The sequence below is a fragment of the Dietzia natronolimnaea genome, assembly GCF_002289575.1.
Lineage (GTDB): Bacteria > Actinomycetota > Actinomycetes > Mycobacteriales > Mycobacteriaceae > Dietzia > Dietzia natronolimnaea_A.
Map to the genome: position 1 here is coordinate 1 of NZ_NTGA01000038.1, position 19,427 is coordinate 19,427.

General features: G+C 69.8%; 20 protein-coding genes and 1 pseudogene. 10 read left to right on the top strand and 11 right to left on the bottom strand.

The window, feature by feature from the left end; all coding sequences use genetic code 11:
* The first annotated feature begins 44 nt into the window (after positions 1-44).
* Complete coding sequence (locus CEY15_RS16500; RefSeq protein WP_095719342.1) at positions 45-572, top strand: DUF1877 family protein; 528 nt, start codon at positions 45-47, stop codon at positions 570-572.
* 163 nt (positions 573-735) lie between these two features.
* Here the strand turns inward: CEY15_RS16500 and CEY15_RS16505 are convergent, their stop codons facing one another.
* Complete coding sequence (locus tag CEY15_RS16505) at positions 736-1,323, bottom strand: YdeI/OmpD-associated family protein (RefSeq protein ID WP_095719343.1); 588 nt, start codon at positions 1,321-1,323, stop codon at positions 736-738.
* A 111-nt stretch (positions 1,324-1,434) separates the two neighbouring features.
* On the bottom strand, positions 1,435-1,584 hold the full coding sequence (locus tag CEY15_RS18900) for a hypothetical protein (RefSeq protein WP_245847688.1): 150 nt from the start codon (positions 1,582-1,584) through the stop codon (positions 1,435-1,437).
* Positions 1,585-1,603: 19 nt separating this feature from the next.
* Here CEY15_RS18900 and CEY15_RS16510 point away from each other — a divergent pair.
* Positions 1,604-2,099: pseudogene (locus CEY15_RS16510) on the top strand (mismatch-specific DNA-glycosylase).
* A 32-nt stretch (positions 2,100-2,131) separates the two neighbouring features.
* On the opposite strand, the gene CEY15_RS16515 reads toward CEY15_RS16510, so the two are convergent.
* The 3 genes from CEY15_RS16515 to CEY15_RS16525 form a co-directional block, all read right to left on the bottom strand.
* Positions 2,132-2,653, bottom strand: coding sequence for a nucleoside deaminase (locus tag CEY15_RS16515; protein WP_095719344.1), 522 nt, complete (start codon positions 2,651-2,653; stop codon positions 2,132-2,134).
* 85 nt (positions 2,654-2,738) lie between these two features.
* Positions 2,739-2,945 (bottom strand): dodecin, encoded by a 207-nt coding sequence (locus CEY15_RS16520; protein WP_095719345.1) that lies wholly within the window; start codon positions 2,943-2,945, stop codon positions 2,739-2,741.
* Positions 2,946-3,125: 180 nt separating this feature from the next.
* Positions 3,126-5,360: an NADP-dependent isocitrate dehydrogenase gene (locus CEY15_RS16525; RefSeq protein WP_095719346.1), complete on the bottom strand. Its 2,235-nt coding sequence runs from the start codon at positions 5,358-5,360 to the stop codon at positions 3,126-3,128.
* Between the two features lie 294 nt (positions 5,361-5,654).
* On the opposite strand from CEY15_RS16525, the gene CEY15_RS16530 reads away from it, so the two are divergent.
* A complete protein-coding gene (locus CEY15_RS16530; protein WP_095719347.1) occupies positions 5,655-6,431 on the top strand; it encodes an isocitrate lyase/PEP mutase family protein in 777 nt (258 codons plus the stop codon).
* Positions 6,432-6,456: 25 nt separating this feature from the next.
* Here the strand turns inward: CEY15_RS16530 and arfB are convergent, their stop codons facing one another.
* On the bottom strand, positions 6,457-6,900 hold the full coding sequence (arfB, locus tag CEY15_RS16535) for an alternative ribosome rescue aminoacyl-tRNA hydrolase ArfB (protein WP_095719356.1): 444 nt from the start codon (positions 6,898-6,900) through the stop codon (positions 6,457-6,459).
* A 126-nt stretch (positions 6,901-7,026) separates the two neighbouring features.
* Between arfB and CEY15_RS16540 the strand changes: the two genes are divergently transcribed.
* The 3 genes from CEY15_RS16540 (at position 7,027) to CEY15_RS16550 (ending at position 10,414) form a co-directional block, all read left to right on the top strand.
* Positions 7,027-8,790 (top strand): lipase family protein, encoded by a 1,764-nt coding sequence (locus CEY15_RS16540; protein WP_245847685.1) that lies wholly within the window; start codon positions 7,027-7,029, stop codon positions 8,788-8,790.
* A 107-nt stretch (positions 8,791-8,897) separates the two neighbouring features.
* Positions 8,898-9,794, top strand: coding sequence for an endonuclease/exonuclease/phosphatase family protein (locus CEY15_RS16545; protein ID WP_095719349.1), 897 nt, complete (start codon positions 8,898-8,900; stop codon positions 9,792-9,794).
* Positions 9,791-10,414: a hypothetical protein gene (locus tag CEY15_RS16550; protein ID WP_095719350.1), complete on the top strand. Its 624-nt coding sequence runs from the start codon at positions 9,791-9,793 to the stop codon at positions 10,412-10,414. Before CEY15_RS16545 ends, CEY15_RS16550 begins: the two co-directional genes overlap by 4 nt.
* Here the strand turns inward: CEY15_RS16550 and CEY15_RS16555 are convergent.
* Entirely contained in the window at positions 10,411-11,661 is a 1,251-nt protein-coding gene (locus tag CEY15_RS16555) for a cation:proton antiporter (RefSeq protein ID WP_017837157.1), read from the bottom strand. The two genes, CEY15_RS16550 and CEY15_RS16555, sit on opposite strands and share 4 nt — an antisense overlap.
* Positions 11,662-11,738: 77 nt before the next feature.
* On the opposite strand from CEY15_RS16555, the gene CEY15_RS16560 reads away from it, so the two are divergent.
* The 4 genes from CEY15_RS16560 (at position 11,739) to ilvD (ending at position 17,252) form a co-directional block, all read left to right on the top strand.
* Entirely contained in the window at positions 11,739-12,755 is a 1,017-nt protein-coding gene (locus tag CEY15_RS16560) for an LLM class oxidoreductase (protein WP_095719351.1), read from the top strand.
* Between the two features lie 145 nt (positions 12,756-12,900).
* Positions 12,901-14,274 carry a cryptochrome/photolyase family protein gene (locus CEY15_RS16565; protein ID WP_217987116.1) on the top strand — a complete coding sequence of 458 codons (1,374 nt, stop codon included), beginning with the start codon at positions 12,901-12,903 and terminating at the stop codon, positions 14,272-14,274.
* A 36-nt stretch (positions 14,275-14,310) separates the two neighbouring features.
* The gene (locus CEY15_RS16570) at positions 14,311-15,453 is read left to right on the top strand and encodes a PQQ-dependent sugar dehydrogenase (RefSeq protein ID WP_245847686.1); all 1,143 of its coding nucleotides are present in this window, start codon (positions 14,311-14,313) and stop codon (positions 15,451-15,453) included.
* A gap of 50 nt (positions 15,454-15,503) precedes the next feature.
* Positions 15,504-17,252, top strand: coding sequence for a dihydroxy-acid dehydratase (gene ilvD / locus CEY15_RS16575; protein ID WP_245847687.1), 1,749 nt, complete (start codon positions 15,504-15,506; stop codon positions 17,250-17,252).
* A gap of 86 nt (positions 17,253-17,338) precedes the next feature.
* On the opposite strand, the gene CEY15_RS16580 is transcribed toward ilvD, so the two are convergent.
* The 4 genes from CEY15_RS16580 to CEY15_RS16595 form a co-directional block, all read right to left on the bottom strand.
* Positions 17,339-17,734, bottom strand: coding sequence for a VOC family protein (locus CEY15_RS16580; protein ID WP_095719354.1), 396 nt, complete (start codon positions 17,732-17,734; stop codon positions 17,339-17,341).
* Positions 17,735-17,766: 32 nt separating this feature from the next.
* A complete protein-coding gene (locus tag CEY15_RS16585) occupies positions 17,767-18,453 on the bottom strand; it encodes a phosphate signaling complex PhoU family protein (protein ID WP_017837151.1) in 687 nt (228 codons plus the stop codon).
* A 71-nt stretch (positions 18,454-18,524) separates the two neighbouring features.
* Positions 18,525-18,803: a DUF7218 family protein gene (locus CEY15_RS16590; protein WP_095719355.1), complete on the bottom strand. Its 279-nt coding sequence runs from the start codon at positions 18,801-18,803 to the stop codon at positions 18,525-18,527.
* 112 nt (positions 18,804-18,915) lie between these two features.
* Complete coding sequence (locus CEY15_RS16595) at positions 18,916-19,386, bottom strand: FABP family protein (RefSeq protein WP_095719357.1); 471 nt, start codon at positions 19,384-19,386, stop codon at positions 18,916-18,918.
* Between the last annotated feature and the right edge of the window lie 41 nt (positions 19,387-19,427).

Genomic DNA, 19,427 nt, shown 5'->3' on the forward strand with positions numbered 1-19,427 from the left:
GCCTACGGGCAGTCTCTCGTGTCCGTCGTCAGAATGCTGGACGCATGGGAATCCGCTATTACGCATACGCCTTCGACGCCGACATCACACAGTCGGTGCTCTCCGACCCACGGGCCTACATCAGTCCGGACCCGTTCGCGGACGCCGTCGGTCTGCCCCACGGCTTCACCATGGGTACGACCGACTTTCAGCAGGGGCCTGCGGAGGAAGACATGCTCTACCTCGACAAGGCGTGGAGAAATCTCCAGAGGATGTCGGAGCCGTCCGACCCGGCCAGAGAGCCCAGGCCGGCGGACCGGATGTTCGAAGGAGAGGTGACACCTCTCGGCGGCTGGGAGGCGTGGCTGCCGTGGGTGCGAGTCATCCCGCCCGGAGACATCGCCGCGATAGCCGACGATCTGGACGCGATCACCCGCGCGGACTTCGTCCCCTGGTTCACCCGCCACAACTGCGACTCGGTCGAAGAAGTGGAATCGGAAACGCAGTACGTGGAGCTCCACCTGGGCCGGGCGAGACGTTTCCTCCGCGGACTGGAGAAATCGGGCCGGGGTTTCGCCTACATGATCGGCTAGCGAGAGTCCGAGCGTCATCGGCTGCAACTATCGGCCGTCCCCGAACACTGGGAGTGGAGATGCTCCCAGATCCCTGCGGAGAGGGAATGCGTCCCATGCGCGGGACGTCTCGCCGTGGCGACTGCCGTCGTCGTTGTCACATCACGTCGCGTGGGGGACCTGATCACGGTGACGTGAGGCGCGCGATCAGCCGTCCGACCCGTCGGGTGAGTGTGGCCTCATCCGGGGCAATGAGTAGAGGGTGAATCGCGCTGTAGCGCTCCGCGCGGGTGAGTCGGGCAAAGGCGGCCCCAGCGGCCGGCGTCGCCTCGAGCGCGGTCACGAGGACCTCCGGGAGCTCCGCGGTCGCTGAGCCGGCATACGCGCGGTCCCAGCGCCCGTCGGACTGCGCCCGCTCGATCTCGGCGACGCCTCGCGGCCGGAGCCTCTGCTCCTCGGCGAGGCGGGTGACGATCTCAACGTTCCGCAGCGACCAGATGGAACGCGCGCGGCGGGGGGTGAACCGTTGCACGAACGTCTTCTCGTCGTGCGACCTTCGCTGCCCGTCGATCCATCCGCTGCACAGTGCCTCCTCGAGCGCCCCCTGATAGGGGAGCGAGGTGGGGGAGGTGATCCCCTTCTTCGCGAGCATCAACCAGATCCCGTCGGAGGTGTCGTCGTTCGTCGCGAGCCACTGCCGCCAGTGGTCGACGTCCGCGACGATCAAGGGCGAGTCGGGGCTGCGCGTCGCGGGGCTGTCGGTCGTGCTCATGGCTCCAGCCTGACAGGAGTAGAGGTCAGAAGATGTCCTCATTCCGGAAACCAGCGCCCACTCGTCCCGGCGGCGCGCGCATGTCGTCCCGCGCTAGCCTCGCAGCATGGCTCAGTTGGTCGTGACCGGCATCCCGCGGCGCCCCTCACCGATGGGCGGAAGTCGCCCGAAGCGCGACGAGCTCGCCCGGTTCGCCACCGACGACCCGCACGCGGTCGACGACGTCCTGCCCGCCGACGCCGAGCAGCTGAGACTGCTCATCGTCGGGGTCAATCCGGGCTTGTGGACCGCGGCCGTCAACGCGCCCTTCGCGCGGCCGGGGAACCGGTTCTGGCCGTCGTTGCACCGGGCGGGGCTGACAGATCATGTCGTCGATGCCGCCGCCGGGCTCTCGATAGAGGACGAGCGACAACTGCTCTCGCGGGGCATCGGCATGACCAATCTCGTCGGTCGGGCGACCGTGAGGGCAGACGAACTCACCCGCGACGAACTGCGGGCGGGTGCGGAGCGCGTGACCGCAGTTCGCCGGACAACTGAAGCCTCAGGTCGTGGCCGTCGCGGGGATCATGGCCTTCCGGACCGCGTTCGCGCGACCCAAGGCCGGCTACGGGGAGCAGGACACCTCGGAGGTCGCGGGGTGGCCCGGCGAGGTGACGCTGTGGGTGCTGCCCCAGCCCAGCGGGTTGAACGCGCACGAGACCCTCGACTCCCTGGCCGCGCACTGGCGTGAGGTCTGGAGCGCGGTGGAGAGGACGGGGGACTCCGGCGCACGCTGAACCGGCCCGCCGTCACCCGGCTTCCGGCGACGTCAGCCGTCGTTTCCAAGTCGACCGGAGCGGACGGACTTCTCGACCAGAACCCGGACCTCCTCCGCCAGGGCGGGGACCGGACCGGACACGGGGATCCCCGGGGCCACGTCGCTGATGCCGAGCGGAGCGAGCGGCCCGGGCTCTATGCCGAGATCGGATTTCCAGCTCGCATACTGAGCACCGCTGGAGGCGAAGACGATGCGCCCGAGCCCCACGAAGGCATGGGCGGCGCTGCACATCGCGCAGTGCTCGCCGGAGGTGTACACGACGCTGGCCGCGCGTTCCTCCGGCTGCATGTTCTCCGCCGCCCATTTCGCGATCGCGAGCTCCGGATGCCTGGTGGCGTCCCCGCTCGATTCTCGGTTGCGGTCCTCGAAGCGCACCGTCCCCGCTTCGTCCACCAACACCGACCCGAACGGCTTGTCCCCGGCCTCCAGCGCCTGCCTCGCGAGGTCGACACAGCTGCGCAGGTGGACGAGGTCGTCGGCCCCCACAGGGCGGGACTCGACCGTGGTGCTCACTTGGCCTCCTTGCATGGTTGCTCCGCGCGACGGTAGCAGGGCGCGACGGTGATAAGGGATGTGAGGGAGTCGGGTCCGACAGGGCTCAGGACTCGTGCCGGAACCCGACCTTGATGGTCACCTGCCAGTGCGCGACCCGGTCCCCGTCCAGCTTGCCGCGCACGGACTGCACCTCGAACCACTCGAGGTTGCGCAGTGTCTTGGACGCTTCGGCGATGGCATTGGCGACGGCGGCGTCGGTTCCCTCGGGGGAGGAGCCGACGATCTCGGTGACGCTGTAGACGTGGTTCATGGTGCCCTCCAGGTTGTGTGACCTGGCTCACTCTATCGCGATCGGCGTCCTCGCCGCGCCGGATGCCATCGCGCCCCACGACACCGCCCCGTATGACACCGCCATGTACAACACCGCCCCCGTCGGCGCTCGGCCGGCGGGGGCGGTCAGGTCATGCAGTCGTACAGCCGAGCTGTCGAGTCAGCCGCCGAGGCTCTCGAGGGCGGCGTTGAAGGTCTCGCTCGGTCGCATGACCTCGCGCAGCTTGTCGACGGAGGGCTGGAAGTACCCTCCCAGGTCGACCTCCTTGCCCTGGACGTCGAGCAGTTCGCCGAGGATCGTGTCCTTGTCGGCCGTGAGCTTCTCGGCGAGGGGCGCGAAGTGAGCGGCCAGGTCCGAATCGTCGGTCTGCTCTGCGAGCTCCTGGGCCCAGTACATCGCGAGCCAGAACTGACTGCCCCGGTTGTCCAACTCTCCGGTGACGCGTGACGGCGACTTGCGGTTCTCCAGCAGCTTCCCGGTGGCGGTGTCGAGCGTCCGGGCCAGGATCGTGGCCTTGGGGTTGTCGTCCTTCCGACCGAGGTCGTCCAGGCTCGCCCCGAGGGCGAGGAACTCACCGAGCGAATCCCACCGCAGGTGGTTCTCCTCCACCAGCTGCTGGACGTGCTTCGGCGCCGACCCGCCCGCGCCGGTCTCATACAGCCCGCCGCCCGCCATGAGCGGCACGATCGACAGCATCTTGGCACTGGTGCCCAGCTCGAGGATCGGGAACAGGTCGGTGAGGTAGTCGCGCAGGATGTTGCCGGTCACCGAGATGGTGTCCAGACCCCGCCACGCGCGCTCGAGGGTGTACCGCATCGCACGCACCTGCGACATGATCTGGATGTCCAGGCCCTCGGTGTCGTGGTCCTGGAGGTACTTCTTGACCAGCGTGATGAGGTTGTTCTCGTGCGGCCGGTACGGGTCCAGCCAGAAGACCGCGGGCATCTCGGACGCGCGGGCGCGGTCCACGGCGAGCTTGACCCAGTCGCGGATCGGCGCGTCCTTGACGGTGCACATGCGCCAGATGTCGCCGGCCTCGACGTCCTGGGACAACAGCACCTCACCGGTGGCGGCGTCGACGATGTTCGCGACCCCGTCGTACTGCACCTCGAAGGTCTTGTCGTGGCTTCCGTACTCCTCGGCCTTCTGGGCCATGAGTCCGACGTTCGGGACGGTGCCCATCGTGGTGGGGTCGAACGCCCCGTTGGTCTTGCAGAAGTTGATGATCTCCTGGTAGATCCGCGCGAACGTGGACTCGGGGATCACCGCCTTGGTGTCCTTCTTGCGGCCGTCGGCACCGTACATCTTCCCACCGACGCGGATCATCGCGGGCATGGACGCGTCGACGATGATGTCCGAGGGGGAGTGGAAGTTGGTGATGCCGCGCGCCGAGTCGACCATCGCGAGCTCCGGCCGGTACTCGTGGCAACGGTGCAGATCCTCGATGATCTCCTCCTTCTTGGAGGAGGGAAGTGAGTCGATCTTGTTGTACAGGTCGACCATGCCGTTGTTGACATTGATGCCGAGCTCCTCGAACAGGTCGTGGTGCTTGGCGAAGGCCTCCTTGTAGAAGACCCTCACGGCGTGACCGAACACGATCGGGTGGCTGACCTTCATCATGGTGGCCTTGACGTGGAGCGAGAACATGACGCCGGTCTCCTTGGCGTCATTGAGCTGCTCTTCGTAGAACTCGAGCAGCGCCTTCTTGCTCATGAACATCGAGTCGACGACCTCGCCCTCCTCGAGGGGGACCGTCTTGAGGACGTGGGTCTCGCCGTCCGGGGTCACGACCTCCATGCGCGCATCGCAGGCGCGGTCGAGGATGATCGACTTCTCGCCGGCGTAGAAGTCGCCGTGCGTCATGTGCGCGACGTGGGTCTGCGACGCCATCGACCACTTGCCCATCGAGTGCGGGTTGGCCCTGGCGTACTCCTTGACCGCCTTCGGGGCGCGGCGGTCCGAGTTGCCCTGGCGGAGCACCGGGTTCACGGCGCTACCCAGACATGCCGAGAGCCGCTCGGCGGCCTCGGCCTCCTCCGGGGTCTTGGGATCGTACGGGTACTTGGGGATGTCGTAACCCTTGGCCTGGAGCTCCGCGATCGCGGTGTTCAGCTGCGGAACCGAGGCGCTGATGTTGGGGAGCTTGATGATGTTGGTGCCGGGCTCCTGGGTCAGCTCACCCAGCTCGGCCAGGTTGTCGGGCACCTTCTGCTCGTCGGTCAACCGGTCGGGGAACGCGGCCAGGATGCGGGCGGCCACCGAGATGTCGCTCGTCGTGACGTCTATGTCGGCGGCGTCCGCAAAGGTGCGGACGACCGGGAGGAAGGCCTCCGTGGCCAGTCGTGGTGCCTCATCGGTGAGGGTGTAGATGATCTTCTGTCTGCCTTGGGTCATGTCGGCTCTCTTCGTTTCAGGCTGATCGTGTTCTTGTGGAACGGCATCAGCACGCCTGCACCATCATCACCCGAGCCGGGTCGGCGTCGCCATAACCCCCGGTGTGGTCGATCGGTGCACATGCGCGTTCGGTGATCGTCTCGGCGTCACCCTGCACTGTGACCGACAGCGCACGCCTTCGCGGCGTTTTCCGGAGTTGGGGACCCCGACCGGGGCGTGCCGTCCGGGTCCGAAACGCGGCGTGCCGAACAGGCCTAGGCTCGTGGGACAGCTACAACCGAGGAGGCGTCGACGATGACGAATGTGGATCAACGGGCACGGGAACTGGCCGCTCTGCACGAGTCGGGTGACCTGATAGTCCTCCCCACCGTCTGGGACACCTGGAGTGCCCGGACCGCCGCGGCCGTGGGGTTCGACGGGCTCACCGTGGGGAGCCACCCGGTTGCCGACGCCATCGGGAGCGCCGACGGCGAACAGATGGATTTCGGTGATTACCTCGAGGTGGTGCGCAGGATCGCCGGATCGGTCGACCTCCCGGTGAGCGCGGACGTGGAATCCGGCTACGGACTCGCCCCGGACGAGCTGATCTCGCGGTTACTCGACGCCGGCGCGGCTGGCGCCAACATCGAGGACGTGGTCCACGGTGAGGGCGACCGGGTCCGCGACAAGCACGAGCACGCCGACTACATCGCCGCCGCCCGCCGGGCGGCCGACGACGCCGGAGTGCCCTTCGTGATCAACGGCCGCACCGACGCGGTCAAGTTGGGCGGCGAGGTCTTCTCCGACCCTCTCGCCGAGGCGGCCGAGCGCATCGTGCTGATGGAGCAGGCGGGTGCGCGCTCGGTCTACCCGGTGGGCCTCACCTCCGCGGATCAGGTGACCAGGCTCGTGCGGGCGGTCTCGATCCCGGTCAACGTCACCGCTCATCCCGTGAAGGGCCACGGCGCCGGTGACCTGGCCGTCCTCAGGAACCTGGGGGTGCGGAGGGTCTCGTTCGGCCCGCTGTGGCAGATGTGGCTCACGAAGGTCTCCACCGAGCAACTCTCGTACTGGGCCGACCCCGACCGGTAGCGGGTTCACACCGCAGGAAAGGGCGTCAGTCCGAGGCGCTCGGGCGTCTCCGGGCCGCTTTGGCCTGCGAGCGTCGACTCTTCGCCTCCAGTCGACGTAGGCGCGACCCGTAGGTCGGCCGTGTGGGCCGCCGGACGGTGTCGGGGGCGAGCGCCTCACGGAGCAGGGTCGCGAGCCGGTCCCGCGCGGCCCGCCGGTTCTGCCTCTGGGACCGGTGCTCCGACGCGGCGACGGTGAGGACGGTGCCCGCGAGGGACGGCGCGAGCCGGTCGAGCGCGCGGGCGTGTTGGGTGTCGCCCAGCGCCGTGGTCGTGGCGAGGTCCAGACTCAACTGCACGCGGGAATCCGTCGTGTTGACACCCTGACCGCCGGGACCCGAGGACCGGGAGAACTGCTCGACGAGTTCGCCTGCGGGCACGTGGAGACCGTGGGGGAGGCCCGGACCGGGCATCACTCGCAGATCGTCCATGACGTCCAGTGTGCCGCCGCTGCGTTTCCCGGCATAACCCATGACCCACGCTGGTAAGGGATATCTTCACATCTGGCGATCCGTGCCGTCGGCACGAGGATCCGAGCCGGGCGCGAGGGGATGACGATGGTCGAGCAGGTCGGCGAACGAGCCGGGGGTAACAGGCGGGTCGTCGGGGTGGTCCTGGCGCTCGCGTCGATCGCCCTGGGGGCGCTGGTGATCCTGGCCCCTCTCGACCTCCCGGAGATCGTGAGGTTGGCGGGAGTCGGCCTCGTCGTCGTCGGACTCGCGACGGTGATCGGCGTCGACGGCGCCGGACACTCACGGCGCTGGGTGCGGATCCTCACCGGTGCGGCCATGGCCGCGGCGGGAATCGTGGTGCTGGTGTGGCAGTCCGCCAGCATTCGCAGTCTGCTGTGGGTCATGGTCACCGCGCTGATCGTGCACGGTCTCCACACGCTCGTGGCGGCGGTCCGGAGCGAGACCGACCGTCGGGTGGACGGACTGTTCAGCGGCACCGCCGCCGTCTTGTTGGGGCTGTTGTGCCTGGTCTGGCCGGTCCTCGCGATCGAGTTGATCAAGTACGCGGTGGGCGCGTGGTTGGTGTTCGTGGGGCTGCGCGGGCTCCTGGATCCGTGGCTCCACCGACGTAGGGAGCGCGCGGCCGAGAGGGCGCAGCCGGGACTCCTCCGCCGATGGGGACGGACCATCCTCGCGGTGACGGTGTTCCTGGTGGTGGCCGCGCTCGCGATCGGCAGCGCGTTGTTGCTCCGCGGGGACGAGCGCCCGGCACCCGACGACTTCTGCACCTCCTCCGAGCCCCTACCCGCCGAGGCCGGGGTACTGCTCAAGGCCGAGACCCTCACCGTGGGCGTTCCCCCCGGGGCCGATGCCTGGCGCATCCTCTACACCAGCACAGCGCCGGACGACACCGTGGTGGCCGTCAGCGGCATCGTCATCGCACCGAGCGACCGGACCCAGGATGCGCTCCCGCTGCTCAGTGTGGCGCACGGGACCACCGGGATCGTCCCGCGCTGCGCGCCGTCGCTGAGCCCCACACCGTTCGCCGACGGCGCGGGAGAGGCGCTCACGCAGATGGTGACCGAGCACGGCTGGGCAGGGGTGATCTCGGACTACCTGGGTCTGGGCACGCCGGGGATGCACCCGTACCTGGTCGGCCAGGTGGAGGCACGCAACGTCCTCGACGCCTCCCTCGCCGCGCAGCAACTCGACGGTCTCAGTCTGAGCAGCGACACCGTGGTCTGGGGACACTCCCAGGGCGGTCACGGTGCGTTGTGGACCGGCCAGATCGCCGAGGACTACGCCCCCGGACTCACCGTGTTGGGCATCGCGGGGATGGCCCCCGCCACCGATCTCTACACCCTCGCCGAGATGAGCAAGGGCGAGGTGGGCGGCAAGACGGTCTCCGCCTACATCGCCCACTCGTGGAACGTGGTCTTCCCGGATTTGGATCTGGCCGGGCGGCTCAACCCGGGCACCGCGCACGGCGTGGAGAAGATCGGCGACCTGTGCTTCAACGAGCAGGACGCGATCGCAGCGCTGGTCCGGGGGACCCAGATCCCGGAGCAGGTGTTCCCCGATTCGGTGCTCGACGGCGATCTGGGTGAGAAGCTGCGGGAGAACTCGCCGACCGGCCCGTGGCCGGCGCCCGTGCTGATCGCCCAGGGGCTGGCCGACCCGCTGGTCAAACCGGCGATGCAGCAGGACTGGGTGGACGCCAGATGCGCGGACGGCGAACCACTCGACTACCGGACCTTCCCGGGCCGCGATCACAACGGAGTGGTCGCCGCGGACTCCCCGCTGACCCCGCAACTCGTCTCCTGGACCCTCGACCGCTGGAACCGGGTGGCGCCCACGCCCACCTGCTGAGTGGGCGGCTCGGGACCGTCGAGAGGGGCGACGGCGGCGGCGCGACCGCCATCCTCCCCAATAGACTGGCGATCACCACCCGCTTCTCGGATTCGAGGGACCGCACGATGGCACCGCACGACCCCGGCGTCGCCCAGGCCGCGCGGCCCGAGCCGTCGGCACTCGTCGGTCGGGTGCCCGAACCGCAGATCCACGTGATGAGTTGGAACATCCGCCGGCCCGTGCCGGCCATCATGGCGCGGCCCGCCGACCGGTGGGATCGACGCGCGCCGGCGCTCCGGTCGCTCCTGGCTGCCGAGCGCCCGACGCTGCTCGGCGCGCAAGAGGTGCTGCCCGAGCAGGCCGCGGTGATGCTGGACGCCCTCGGGCCCGGCTACCACGCCGTCGGCCGGGGGCGGGGCGCCGACGGGCGCGGGGAGGCCTCGCCGATCTTCTACGACTCGGCGAGACTGGAGCTGCTGGACTGGGACCAGATCGCGCTGTCGGACACTCCCGCCCGCGCGGGTTCGGTGTCCTGGGGGAACCTCATCCCCCGGGTCACGGTGTCGGCGACGTTCCGCGATCGTCGGACCTCGCGCCACCTCCTGATGATCAACACCCACCTCGACCCGTTCTCCGCGCGCTCGCGGCTCCGATCGTCGCGCGCGATCGGAGACCTGGTGGCCGCCGCCGGCCCGTCGTCCGCTCGGGACACCCCGGCCGTGGTGACCGGTGACCTCAACACGCGCCCGGGGGGTGCGGCGGTGAGCGAGTTGGTGCGCGACGGGATGCTGGTCGACACGTGGCACGGTGCGCGGACCCGCGTGAGCGAGGAGTGGGGAACGTACTCCGGCTACCGCGCCCCCCGCAGGAACGGCTCGCGCATCGACTGGATCCTCGCCTCGTCAGCGTTTAGGGTCACCCACGCCGCGATCAACCCGGTGCGGCCCGGCGGCGTGTGGGCGTCGGACCATCTGCCCGTCCACGCCGTGCTGAGTCTCGACGAAGGAGGTGTCGACGCGTGATCGACAACTTCCTGCGACCGGCGGAGAGCCGTGCGCGGATGGGGGCGGACGCCCTGCGGATCCTCGGAACCCTCAGCGTCCTGGTGGCGCTGCTCCTCCACGGGCTGACCGACGCGGCCATCGTCGCGTTCGCGCTGCCGGGCCTGATGCTCCCGCGCTTCGTGGGGATGAGGCCGTGGGCGGATATCGCTGTGTCGGTCACGTTGCTGGTGGCGGCGTGGAGCAACGTCTTCGACCTGTACACGCGTATCTGGTGGTGGGACATCGTGGTCCACTTCGTGTGTGCCGGGGCGCTGGCGGTGGTGGCCTACCTCTTCCTCGCCCACCGCGGGATCGTCCCGGCGACCGCGGACGGTGGCGTCCCGGCCGTGGCGGCGGTGGTTCTCACCACCGCGTTCGGCCTGGCCCTCGGTGCGTTGTGGGAGATGGTGGAGTGGTTCGGCTACACCTACCTGACCGACCGGATCTACGTCACCCTCGACGACACGATCGGGGACATGGCCGCGGGTGGCCTCGGCGCGCTGGCGGCCGGCCTGCTCCTGGCGTACGGGCCCCGGCTGTGGGACCCGACCGCCCTGCCCACCACCCGCCAGTCCCCGGACGCGGCGTCGCATTGCTAGGGACGTGACGCCGGAGCACCGGCCCGCACCACCTCCGCCAGGAGGGGGAAGAGCAGGACGGTGACCGCCCCCGCCGCCACCAACACGGAGGAGATCTCGCCCGTCATCAGGCCGTTGTTCACGGCGACCTCGGTGACCGCCACGATGATCGGCAGGCCCGTCGCCGCGTACAGGCCCACCCTCGCCCGCTCCCGCGGCCCGTCGAGACCGGGGCTCGCGTGGGTGACGGTCTCGCCCAGCCACACCCCTCCGCCACGGATGACGAGCATGCTCACGACTGCGGCCACCAGCACCCAGGGCGAGGCCGCCACCGCACCCAGGTCGATGCTCATGCCCGACACCACGAAGAAGGCGGGGATGAACACGGTGTAGCCGACGGTCTCCAGCTGGCGGAGCAGGACCGCGGCCAGGCCCCGGTCCGGGGACTGGCCACCCTCGCGCAGCTGGGCACCCAGGGAGTCGACCAGCCGACGCAGGATCATCCCGGCGGCGAAGGCGCCGAGCACCACGTCGAGGCCGAACACCGTGGCCACCACCATCATGGTGGCCAGGAGCAGGATCACCGTGCGCATGGCCAACTGGCCGGTGGAGGTGGTACCTCTCAGCAATGCCCGGCCGAGCGCGGGGATGTGCAGCAGGCGGGCGGGCACCGCCAGGATGACGAGGGCGGCCAGCAGGAACAATCCGACCGCCGCGATCGACGACTCGATGCTGCGGGTGCCGAGCAGCACCGCCATCACCAGGATCGGTCCCAGTTCCCCGACCGCTCCGTGGGTGAGGACGGCCCGGCCGACGGGGGTGCTGTCGTGACCCGACCCCTTGAGGATGGGCAGGAGCGTGCCGATGGCGGTGGAGGTGAGCAGGAGCCCGATCGCCACCGCGGTCTCCCAGCGTCCCGAGACCATCCACCCCACCCCGGCCGCGAGGACGAGACTCACGACCCAGGTCCCGGCCGCCCGGCGTCCGCTGCGCCCGGTGAGGGTGGAGACCTCGAGCTCGAACCCGGCCAGGAGGAACAGCATCCCCAGACCGAGCTCGGACAGGAGCGCGACCCCGCCGGATTCCACCGCGAGACCCAGACCGTGGGGGCCGATCACCATGCCGCCCACCAGGAGCAGCACCACACCGGGGATGAACGAGCGGGTGAACCCGGACAGCACCGGGGCCGCCCAGACGGCCAGGACGATCCAGAACAACGAGACGAGTTCGGTGGGGGATGCCTCGGAGGCCAGGATGGTGGTGGTCACGTCCGGCCTCTCGCTCGATCAATCAACGCGAGCTTAGTTGATTCGCCCGTGCGCGAGGTCGTGCGAGGGTGGGGAACATGACCACCTCGCCGCTCGACGTGTCCGACGGAGACCCCCGGTTGCTCCCCGGCTACAGGCGGACCTTCGGAGCGGGTCACCTGACACTCGGTCTGGGCTTCCCGCTGCGCACGCGTGCCGATCAGGGCGACGGCTCGGACCTCACCGAACAGATCGAGGTCGCCAGGGCCGCGGAGGCCGGGGGGTTCTCCGCCCTCTACGCCCGCGACATCCCACTGCGGGTCCCGTCATTCGGCGACGTGGGCCAGATCTACGACCCGTGGGTGTTCCTCACGTACGTGGCCGCGCACACCAGCCGGATCGCCCTCGGGACGGCGGCCGTCGTCCTCCCCGTCCGCCACCCCCTGCACGTGGCCAAGTCCGCGGCCAGCCTGGACCGCCTCTCCGGTGGCCGGTTCCTGCTCGGGGTGGCCTCCGGCGACCGGCCGGAGGAGTTCCGCGCGTTCGGCCTCGAACAGGGGCGGCGAGGGGAGAGCTTCCGCGAGAACCTGACCGTGATGACCCACGCCCTGACCACCGAGATGCGGGGGATCCGCTGGTCCGGGGGATGGATGCACAGCGCGGACGTGGTACCCAAGCCCACGGCCTCCACGGTGCCGGTGATCATGACCGGCTCGTGCCAACAGAGCATCTCCTACCTCGCCGCCCACGGGCACGGGTGGCTGACCTACCCGCGCGACTTCGATGTCCAGCGACGGACCGTCGCGCGGTGGCGCGAGGTGGTGGCGCAGAGCCGGGAGACGGAGTCCGACGACGACGAGGTGTTCAGTCCCTTCGCGCCCTTCGCGCAATCGCTCCAGATCGACCTGGCCGACGACCCGGACGAGGCGGCCTCGCCGATCAGCTTCGGTTTCCGGATCGGCCACCGGCGTCTGGTCGAGCACCTGACGGACCTGCGGGGGATCGGGGTAAACCACGTCCTGCTGGGGCTCGCGGCCTCCCGCCGGCCGATCCGGGACGTCGTGGCCGAGTTCGTCGACCACGTCGTGCCCCATTTTCCCGCGCTCGCACCCTAGCTGTGCTGACACCTGGTCCCGACGGCGCTGAGCTCGGTGTCTGCGTCCGGCACCGCGCGTCTGCCACACTCGAGCCACGGAGGCGGGAGACCGGACGGACCCGGGGAACGGCCACCGCCCGAACAGATCCGGAGGCGACGTGACCATCTCGATCCTGTGGTTCCGCCGCGATCTGCGGCTGTCGGACCACCCCGCGCTCCTCGCGGCCGTCGACTCCGCGGACGAGGTCCTGCCGGTGTTCGTCCGCGATCCGGCGCTGCACGACCGCGGAGCCGTCCGCACCGGACGGCTGGAGGCGTCGCTCGCCGCGCTGTCAGCCGACACCGGCGGCGCCCTCGTTCTCCGAACCGGTGACCCGGCCGAGGTGATCGCGGAACTCGCGGAGTCGGTGAACGCCGACCAGGTGCACGTGAGTCGTGAGTCCACCCCGTACGGCCGGCGCCGAGATGACCGGGTGCGCGAGCATCTGGCGCGCGAGGGCCGGGAGCTCGTCGAGACCGGGTCGCCCTACGCGGTCGGCCCGGGTCGGGTCCTCAACAAGACCGGCGAGCCGTACCGGGTCTTCACGCCTTTCTCCAAGGCCTGGCGCGACCACGGCTGGCCCGAGCCCGGCGCCCGTCCTGACGACATCGCGTGGGCCGCAGATCCCGATCCCGACGAGTCGCACGATCCCGACCCCGGGTCCCGCGATGCGGGAGACGGGGCCGAGGCGGGCGAGCAGGCGGCCCTGGAACGGTGGAGGGAATTCCTGCGTGACGACCTGATCTCGTACGGCGACCAGCGGGACCGGCCGGACCTGGACACCACAAGCCGACTGTCGGTGCACCTGAAGTACGGGGAGATCCACCCGCGGACGATCCTGGCCGAGCTCGCCGACGACTCCGCCGCGGACACCGAGGGGGCGCGGCGGTTCGTCACCGAGCTCGCGTGGCGCGAGTTCTACGCCGACGTGCTGTGGCACTGGCCCCGCTCGGCCTGGCGCGACCTGCGCGACACGCTGTCGGGCATGGAGTACGACGAGGGCCCCGAGACCGCCGTGCTGGTCGAGGCGTGGCAACAGGGGGTGACCGGTTACCCGTTCGTCGACGCGGGGATGCGGCAGCTGCGGGCGGAGGGGTGGATGCACAATCGGGTGCGCATGGTCACCGCGAGTTTCCTGGTCAAGGATCTGCACGTGTGGTGGCCGTCCGGCGCCCGGTACTTCCTCGACCACCTGAGGGACGGCGACCTGGCGTCCAACAACCACGGATGGCAGTGGGTGGCCGGGACCGGGACCGACGCCTCCCCGTACTTCCGGGTGTTCAACCCCGTCACCCAGGGGGTCAAGTTCGACCCCGACGGGGACTATGTCCGTCGGTGGATCCCCGAACTCGCGCATCTGGCCGGCGCCGCGGCGCACGAACCGTGGCGGTCGGCGGACGGGTACGACCACGGGTACCCCGAGCGAATCGTGGATCACGCCGAGGAGCGCCGCGAGACCCTTCGCCGCTATGACCGCGCCAAGGGCGACGACGACTGAGGCGACGGGCCACCAGAGGAGTCGATACCGTGGAGTATGCGACGATTTCTTGTCCCGGTGGCGGCAGCGGCCCTCGTCCTGACCGGGTGCACCGGCGGAACCACTTCCGTCGACCCCGACGACAGGGCGGGGCAGGCGCCGACCACCGCCGACACCTCCGAGGACTTCCAGGTGACCGAACACGGTGAGTTCGATCAGGGGTGGGCGATGAGTTTCCTCCCCGGGTCCGACCACCTGCTCATCACCCAGCGCGGGGGCGAGCTCCTGCTCCGCGACCAGTCCACGGGTGAGGTCACGGAGGTCGACGGGGTCCCGCCGGTGAACGACGGCGGACAGGGGGGCCTGCACGACGTGGCCCCGGGCGCCACCTACGCCGAGGACGGCACCGTCTACCTCAGCTGGGTGCGGGACCATCCCGCCGGCGCCCAGGGAGTGGTGGGCCGCGGGACCCTCGAGGCGGACCGCGCCGAGCTGACGGATCTCGAGGTGATCTGGGAGCAGGACCCCGCGGCCGGCAACGGACACTTCGCCCTGCGCCTGCTCGTCCACGACGACCATCTCTACGTGACCTCGGGGGACCGCCAGGAGCAGACCCCCGCCCAGGACACCGCCGACAACATGGGCGCAGTGGTGCGCCTGACCCCGGACGGGGATCCCGCGCCCGGTAACCCGTGGGCCGATGCGGGAGGGTCCGCCGCGCAACTGTGGACTATCGGCCACCGCAACCCCCTGGGGATCGCCGAGGACCCGCAGGGTCGGATCTGGGTGTCCGAGATGGGGCCCCGGCACGGTGACGAGCTCAACCTGCTCGCCGAGGGTGGCAACTACGGGTGGCCGGAGGCCTCGATGGGCAGGCACTACGACGGCGGCGACATCCCGGAACACGGTGACGACGACGGGTTCGTGCCGCCCGCCGCCTACTGGGTGCCCGCGATCTCCCCGGCCAACCTCCTGATCTACGGCGGGGACCGCTTCGACGGCTGGAACGGCAGCGCGCTCGTGGGCGGACTGTCCGGCCAGGTGCTGGTCCGCGCGGAGCTGCACGACCAGACCGCGACGGTCGTCCAGGAATGGGACATGGGCGCGCGGGTCCGCGCCCTCGCCGAGGCACCCGACGGGGCGATCTGGGTCCTCGAGGACGGGCAGGGCGGCCGGCTGTTGGAGTTGACCCCGGTCTGACGTGCCGAGTCTGCTGTGGCCCGCGACCCGCCACCGCCTAGGGTGGCGGTATGACGCAGCAGACGGACAAGGCGCACGCGCACGACGGTGACAAGGCACACGCGCCCGACGGCGTGGACATCAAGCCCCGCAGCCGGGACGTCACCGACGGCCTCGAGAAGACCGCGGCGCGGGGAATGCTCCGTGCGGTGGGGATGGGCGACGACGACTGGGTCAAGCCCCAGATCGGAGTGGCCTCCTCGTGGAACGAGATCACCCCGTGCAACCTCTCGCTCGACCGCCTGGCCAAGGCGGTCAAGGAGGGCGTGCACTCGGGCGGCGGGTACCCGCTCGAGTTCGGCACCATCTCGGTGTCCGACGGCATCTCGATGGGGCACGAGGGCATGCACTTCTCGCTCGTGTCCCGCGAGGTGATCGCCGACAGTGTGGAAACGGTGATGAGCGCTGAGCGGCTCGACGGGTCGGTGCTGCTCGCCGGGTGCGACAAGTCGCTGCCGGGGATGCTCATGGCCGCCGCGCGGCTCGACCTCGCCGGCGTCTTCCTCTACGCGGGGTCCACGCTGCCGGGCTTCGCGACCCTCTCCGACGGCACGGAGAAGCAGGTCACCATCATTGACGCGTTCGAGGCCGTCGGGGCGTGCTCGCGCGGTCTGATGAGCCGTGAGGACGTCGACACCATCGAACGGGCCATCTGCCCCGGAGAGGGTGCGTGCGGCGGCATGTACACCGCCAACACCATGGCGAGCGCGGCCGAGGCCCTCGGCATGTCCCTCCCGGGGAGCGCGTCCCCGCCCGCCCCGGATCGCCGTCGCGACGACTACGCTAAAGCGAGCGGAGAGGCGGTCGTCGAACTCCTGCGTCGGGGGATCACCGCCCGCGACATCATGACCAAGGAGGCGTTCGAGAACGCCATCGCCGTCGTCATGGCCTTCGGTGGTTCGACCAACGCCGTGCTGCACCTGCTCGCGATCGCCAGTGAGGCGGAGGTCGATCTGACCCTCGACGACTTCGCCCGCATCGGCGCGAAGGTGCCACATCTCGCGGACGTCAAGCCGTTCGGCGCCCACGTGATGACCGATGTCGACCGGATCGGCGGGGTGCCGGTGGTCATGAGGGCCCTGTTCGACGCGGGCCTGCTGCACGGCGACTGCCTCACCGTCACCGGACGCACCGTCGCGGAGAACCTCGCGGACATCGCCCCGCCGGACCCGGACGGGTTGGTGCTGCGTGCGATGGCGGAGCCGATCCACCCGACCGGCGGCATCACGATTCTGCGCGGGTCGCTCGCCCCGGAGGGCGCCGTGGTCAAGTCCGCCGGCTTCGACTCCGACGTCTTCGAGGGAACGGCCCGGGTCTTCGAGCGGGAACGTTCCGCGATGGATGCGCTGGAGGACGGCACGATCACCTCCGGGGACGTCGTGGTGATCCGCTACGAGGGGCCCAAGGGCGGCCCGGGCATGCGCGAGATGCTCGCGATCACCGGCGCCATCAAGGGCGCCGGCCTCGGCAAGGACGTCCTGTTGATGACGGACGGACGGTTCTCCGGCGGGACCACCGGTCTGTGTGTCGGCCACATCGCTCCCGAGGCGGTGGACGGCGGGCCGATCGCGTTCGTGCGAGACGGTGACCGTATCCGCCTCGACGTCTCCCGCGGGACGCTCGATCTCCTGGTCGACGAGGCCGAGCTGGCGCAGCGGCGCGCGGGATGGGAGCCGCTCCCTCCCCGGTACACCCGAGGCGTACTGGCCAAGTACTCCAAGCTCGTGCAGTCGGCCTCGACGGGCGCGATCTGCCGGTGAGACCCCGCGGCAGCAGGTGACCCGCGACGGTGGGTACGCCCACCGGTGCATGGCCCGGGCGCTCACGCCCGGGTCATGCGTTCGCCCTATCTCGCATCGGGGTCCGGCTGGTGGATGCCGAACACGTTCCCCTCGGTATCGAGGAAGTAGCCCTGCCACGCCATACCCGGCAGGGCGTGCTTGTCCATGGCCACCGTCCCGCCGGCCTCGAGGATCGCGCGGGCGGTGGCGTCGAAGTCCGCGCACCCCATCGTGAGCACCGCGCCGGTGACGGGCGATCCTGTAGCGGGGGCGTCGCCGCGGCGCTGCGTGATCGCGCCGTTGATGCCCGGTTCGTCCTCGGGGCCGGAGGTCACGCCGAAGTACGGTGACCCGGTGAAGTCGCTCCAGTCCTGGTAAGTCCAACCGAAGACGGCTGCGTAGAACGCGCACGCCCGGGCAGGATCGGACGCGTGGATCTCGAAGTGGATGGGACGGGACACGGCGGGCTCCTCACATCGGAGATCTGGTCGGGTCAGTCGAGTACGGTGCCGTCGTCGAGGTGTGACAGCGAGCCGCCCCCGGGTCGCTCACCGGTGGCGAGGTAGATCACGCGGTTGGCGATGCTCACCGTGTGATCGGCGAACCGCTCGTAGTAGCGGGCGAGCAGGGCCAGGTCCACGGCCGCGACCGAGCCGTGCGGCCAGTCCTCGGCGGAGATCTGCCTCATGAGCTCCGCGTGGAGTGAATCGACGGCGTCGTCCTCCGAGTCGAGCGATCGAGCGAGGCGGACGTCCTTGGTGGGCAGCAGCCGCCCGAGGTTCCGGGCCATGGCCGAATCCCGCTCGGCGAACTCACGGATAGTCGGGACGACCGGGCCGGGCACGACCGGCTTGGGGTGCCGGCGGCGGGCGACGCGAGCGATGTGTCCGGTGAGGGCGGCCATCCGGGTGAAGTGCTCGACGATGTAGATGCCGGAGACCACCTGACGCAGATCGCGGGCCACGGGCGCTTCGAGCAACAGCAGGTCGAAGGCGTGCTGCTCGCTGTCCTCCCGGAGGTCCTCCACCTCGGCCGCGCCGTCGATCACCTCGGTGGCCGCGACCTCGTCCCCCTCGAGAAGCGCCACGGTGGCGAGGTCGAGGAGTCGATTGTTCATCTCGCAGAACCGGACCAGCTGGTCGGAGAAGTCATCGAGCTTGGTGTGCAGGACGGTGCGCATCCCACGACTCTAGTGGCGGGGCGCAATCACCGCGATCGGTCGCGGGACCGTCGATAGTCCGAACGCCCGGGTCAGTGGTCCCGCAGAGCCTCGATCAACTCGTCCTTGTTCATGGACGAGCGCCCCTCGATCCCGATCTCCCTGGCCCGGTCGCGGAGCTCATCGACGGTCCAGTCCTCGTACGAACCGGCCTTGCCGCCCTTGTGTCCGACCTCGGACCGGGATTCCTTGGCCGAGGCGTTGGCGATCCGGGCCGCCTTCTCCTTGCTCGCCCCGTCGTCTCGCAGTGCCTGGTAGACCCTCTCGTCCTTGATGTTCGACGATTGCTGGTCGTTCTTCTTCTGGACCACTATCCCTCCCCGGTCGCCTGCGGAACTGTGTGTGGGCTCCCATGGTCACCTCGACCGCACCCGGGAGCCACCGTTCGGACCCTATCGCGGCGTCCGGACCCGGCGCAGGCCCTCAGGCCCGGCGCAGCTCGGAAGACAGGTGGTGGGTCATGGGTACCCCGACCGCGGCCATGGCGAACGACGTGACCAGCCTGTCCCCGGTGAGCTCGTACCGGCGCGTGGTGGCGTCCACCTGCTTGGCGGTGGCGCTGCTGGACACCCGGGCCTTCAGTTCCAGGACGAGCCTGTCCGCCTCGGCGACGACCGTCCCCTCCGCGAGCTCGGTCTGCCCCATAGGCTGCGCCAGGATCATCTCCGCGGTTCCGACAACGGGAATGCGCAGGTATCCCGTCTCGGTGTGCATGGGCGTGCCGTCCGGGCTCCACGACCGCTGGACGTAGTGCAGGAACGGCTTTCCGACATCCGTGAAGACCACCTCGTCGGTATAGGTGAAGTCCTCGATGGTGGGATACTCGCCCGCGCCGTCGCCTCTCCACGTCCCGAGTAGTGCGGCGACGGGGGCGAGCGACGGGACCAGTTCCATGCCCACGAGACTAGGGCGTGTCTCCCATAGCTGAGCGGTGA

Coding starts and splice junctions, on each gene's coding strand:
- CEY15_RS16525 (WP_095719346.1), bottom strand. CDS start 5,360: ATGACCCAAGGCAGACAGAAGATCATCTACACCCTCACCGATGAGGCA.
- CEY15_RS16500 (WP_095719342.1), top strand. CDS start 45: ATGGGAATCCGCTATTACGCATACGCCTTCGACGCCGACATCACACAG.
- CEY15_RS16540 (WP_245847685.1), top strand. CDS start 7,027: ATGGTCGAGCAGGTCGGCGAACGAGCCGGGGGTAACAGGCGGGTCGTC.
- arfB (WP_095719356.1), bottom strand. CDS start 6,900: ATGGACGATCTGCGAGTGATGCCCGGTCCGGGCCTCCCCCACGGTCTC.
- CEY15_RS16520 (WP_095719345.1), bottom strand. CDS start 2,945: ATGAACCACGTCTACAGCGTCACCGAGATCGTCGGCTCCTCCCCCGAG.
- CEY15_RS16530 (WP_095719347.1), top strand. CDS start 5,655: ATGACGAATGTGGATCAACGGGCACGGGAACTGGCCGCTCTGCACGAG.
- CEY15_RS18900 (WP_245847688.1), bottom strand. CDS start 1,584: ATGAGCAGTCTCAGCTGCTCGGCGTCGGCGGGCAGGACGTCGTCGACC.
- CEY15_RS16595 (WP_095719357.1), bottom strand. CDS start 19,386: ATGGAACTGGTCCCGTCGCTCGCCCCCGTCGCCGCACTACTCGGGACG.
- CEY15_RS16505 (WP_095719343.1), bottom strand. CDS start 1,323: ATGAGCACGACCGACAGCCCCGCGACGCGCAGCCCCGACTCGCCCTTG.
- ilvD (WP_245847687.1), top strand. CDS start 15,504: ATGACGCAGCAGACGGACAAGGCGCACGCGCACGACGGTGACAAGGCA.
- CEY15_RS16570 (WP_245847686.1), top strand. CDS start 14,311: ATGCGACGATTTCTTGTCCCGGTGGCGGCAGCGGCCCTCGTCCTGACC.
- CEY15_RS16545 (WP_095719349.1), top strand. CDS start 8,898: ATGGCACCGCACGACCCCGGCGTCGCCCAGGCCGCGCGGCCCGAGCCG.
- CEY15_RS16585 (WP_017837151.1), bottom strand. CDS start 18,453: ATGCGCACCGTCCTGCACACCAAGCTCGATGACTTCTCCGACCAGCTG.
- CEY15_RS16560 (WP_095719351.1), top strand. CDS start 11,739: ATGACCACCTCGCCGCTCGACGTGTCCGACGGAGACCCCCGGTTGCTC.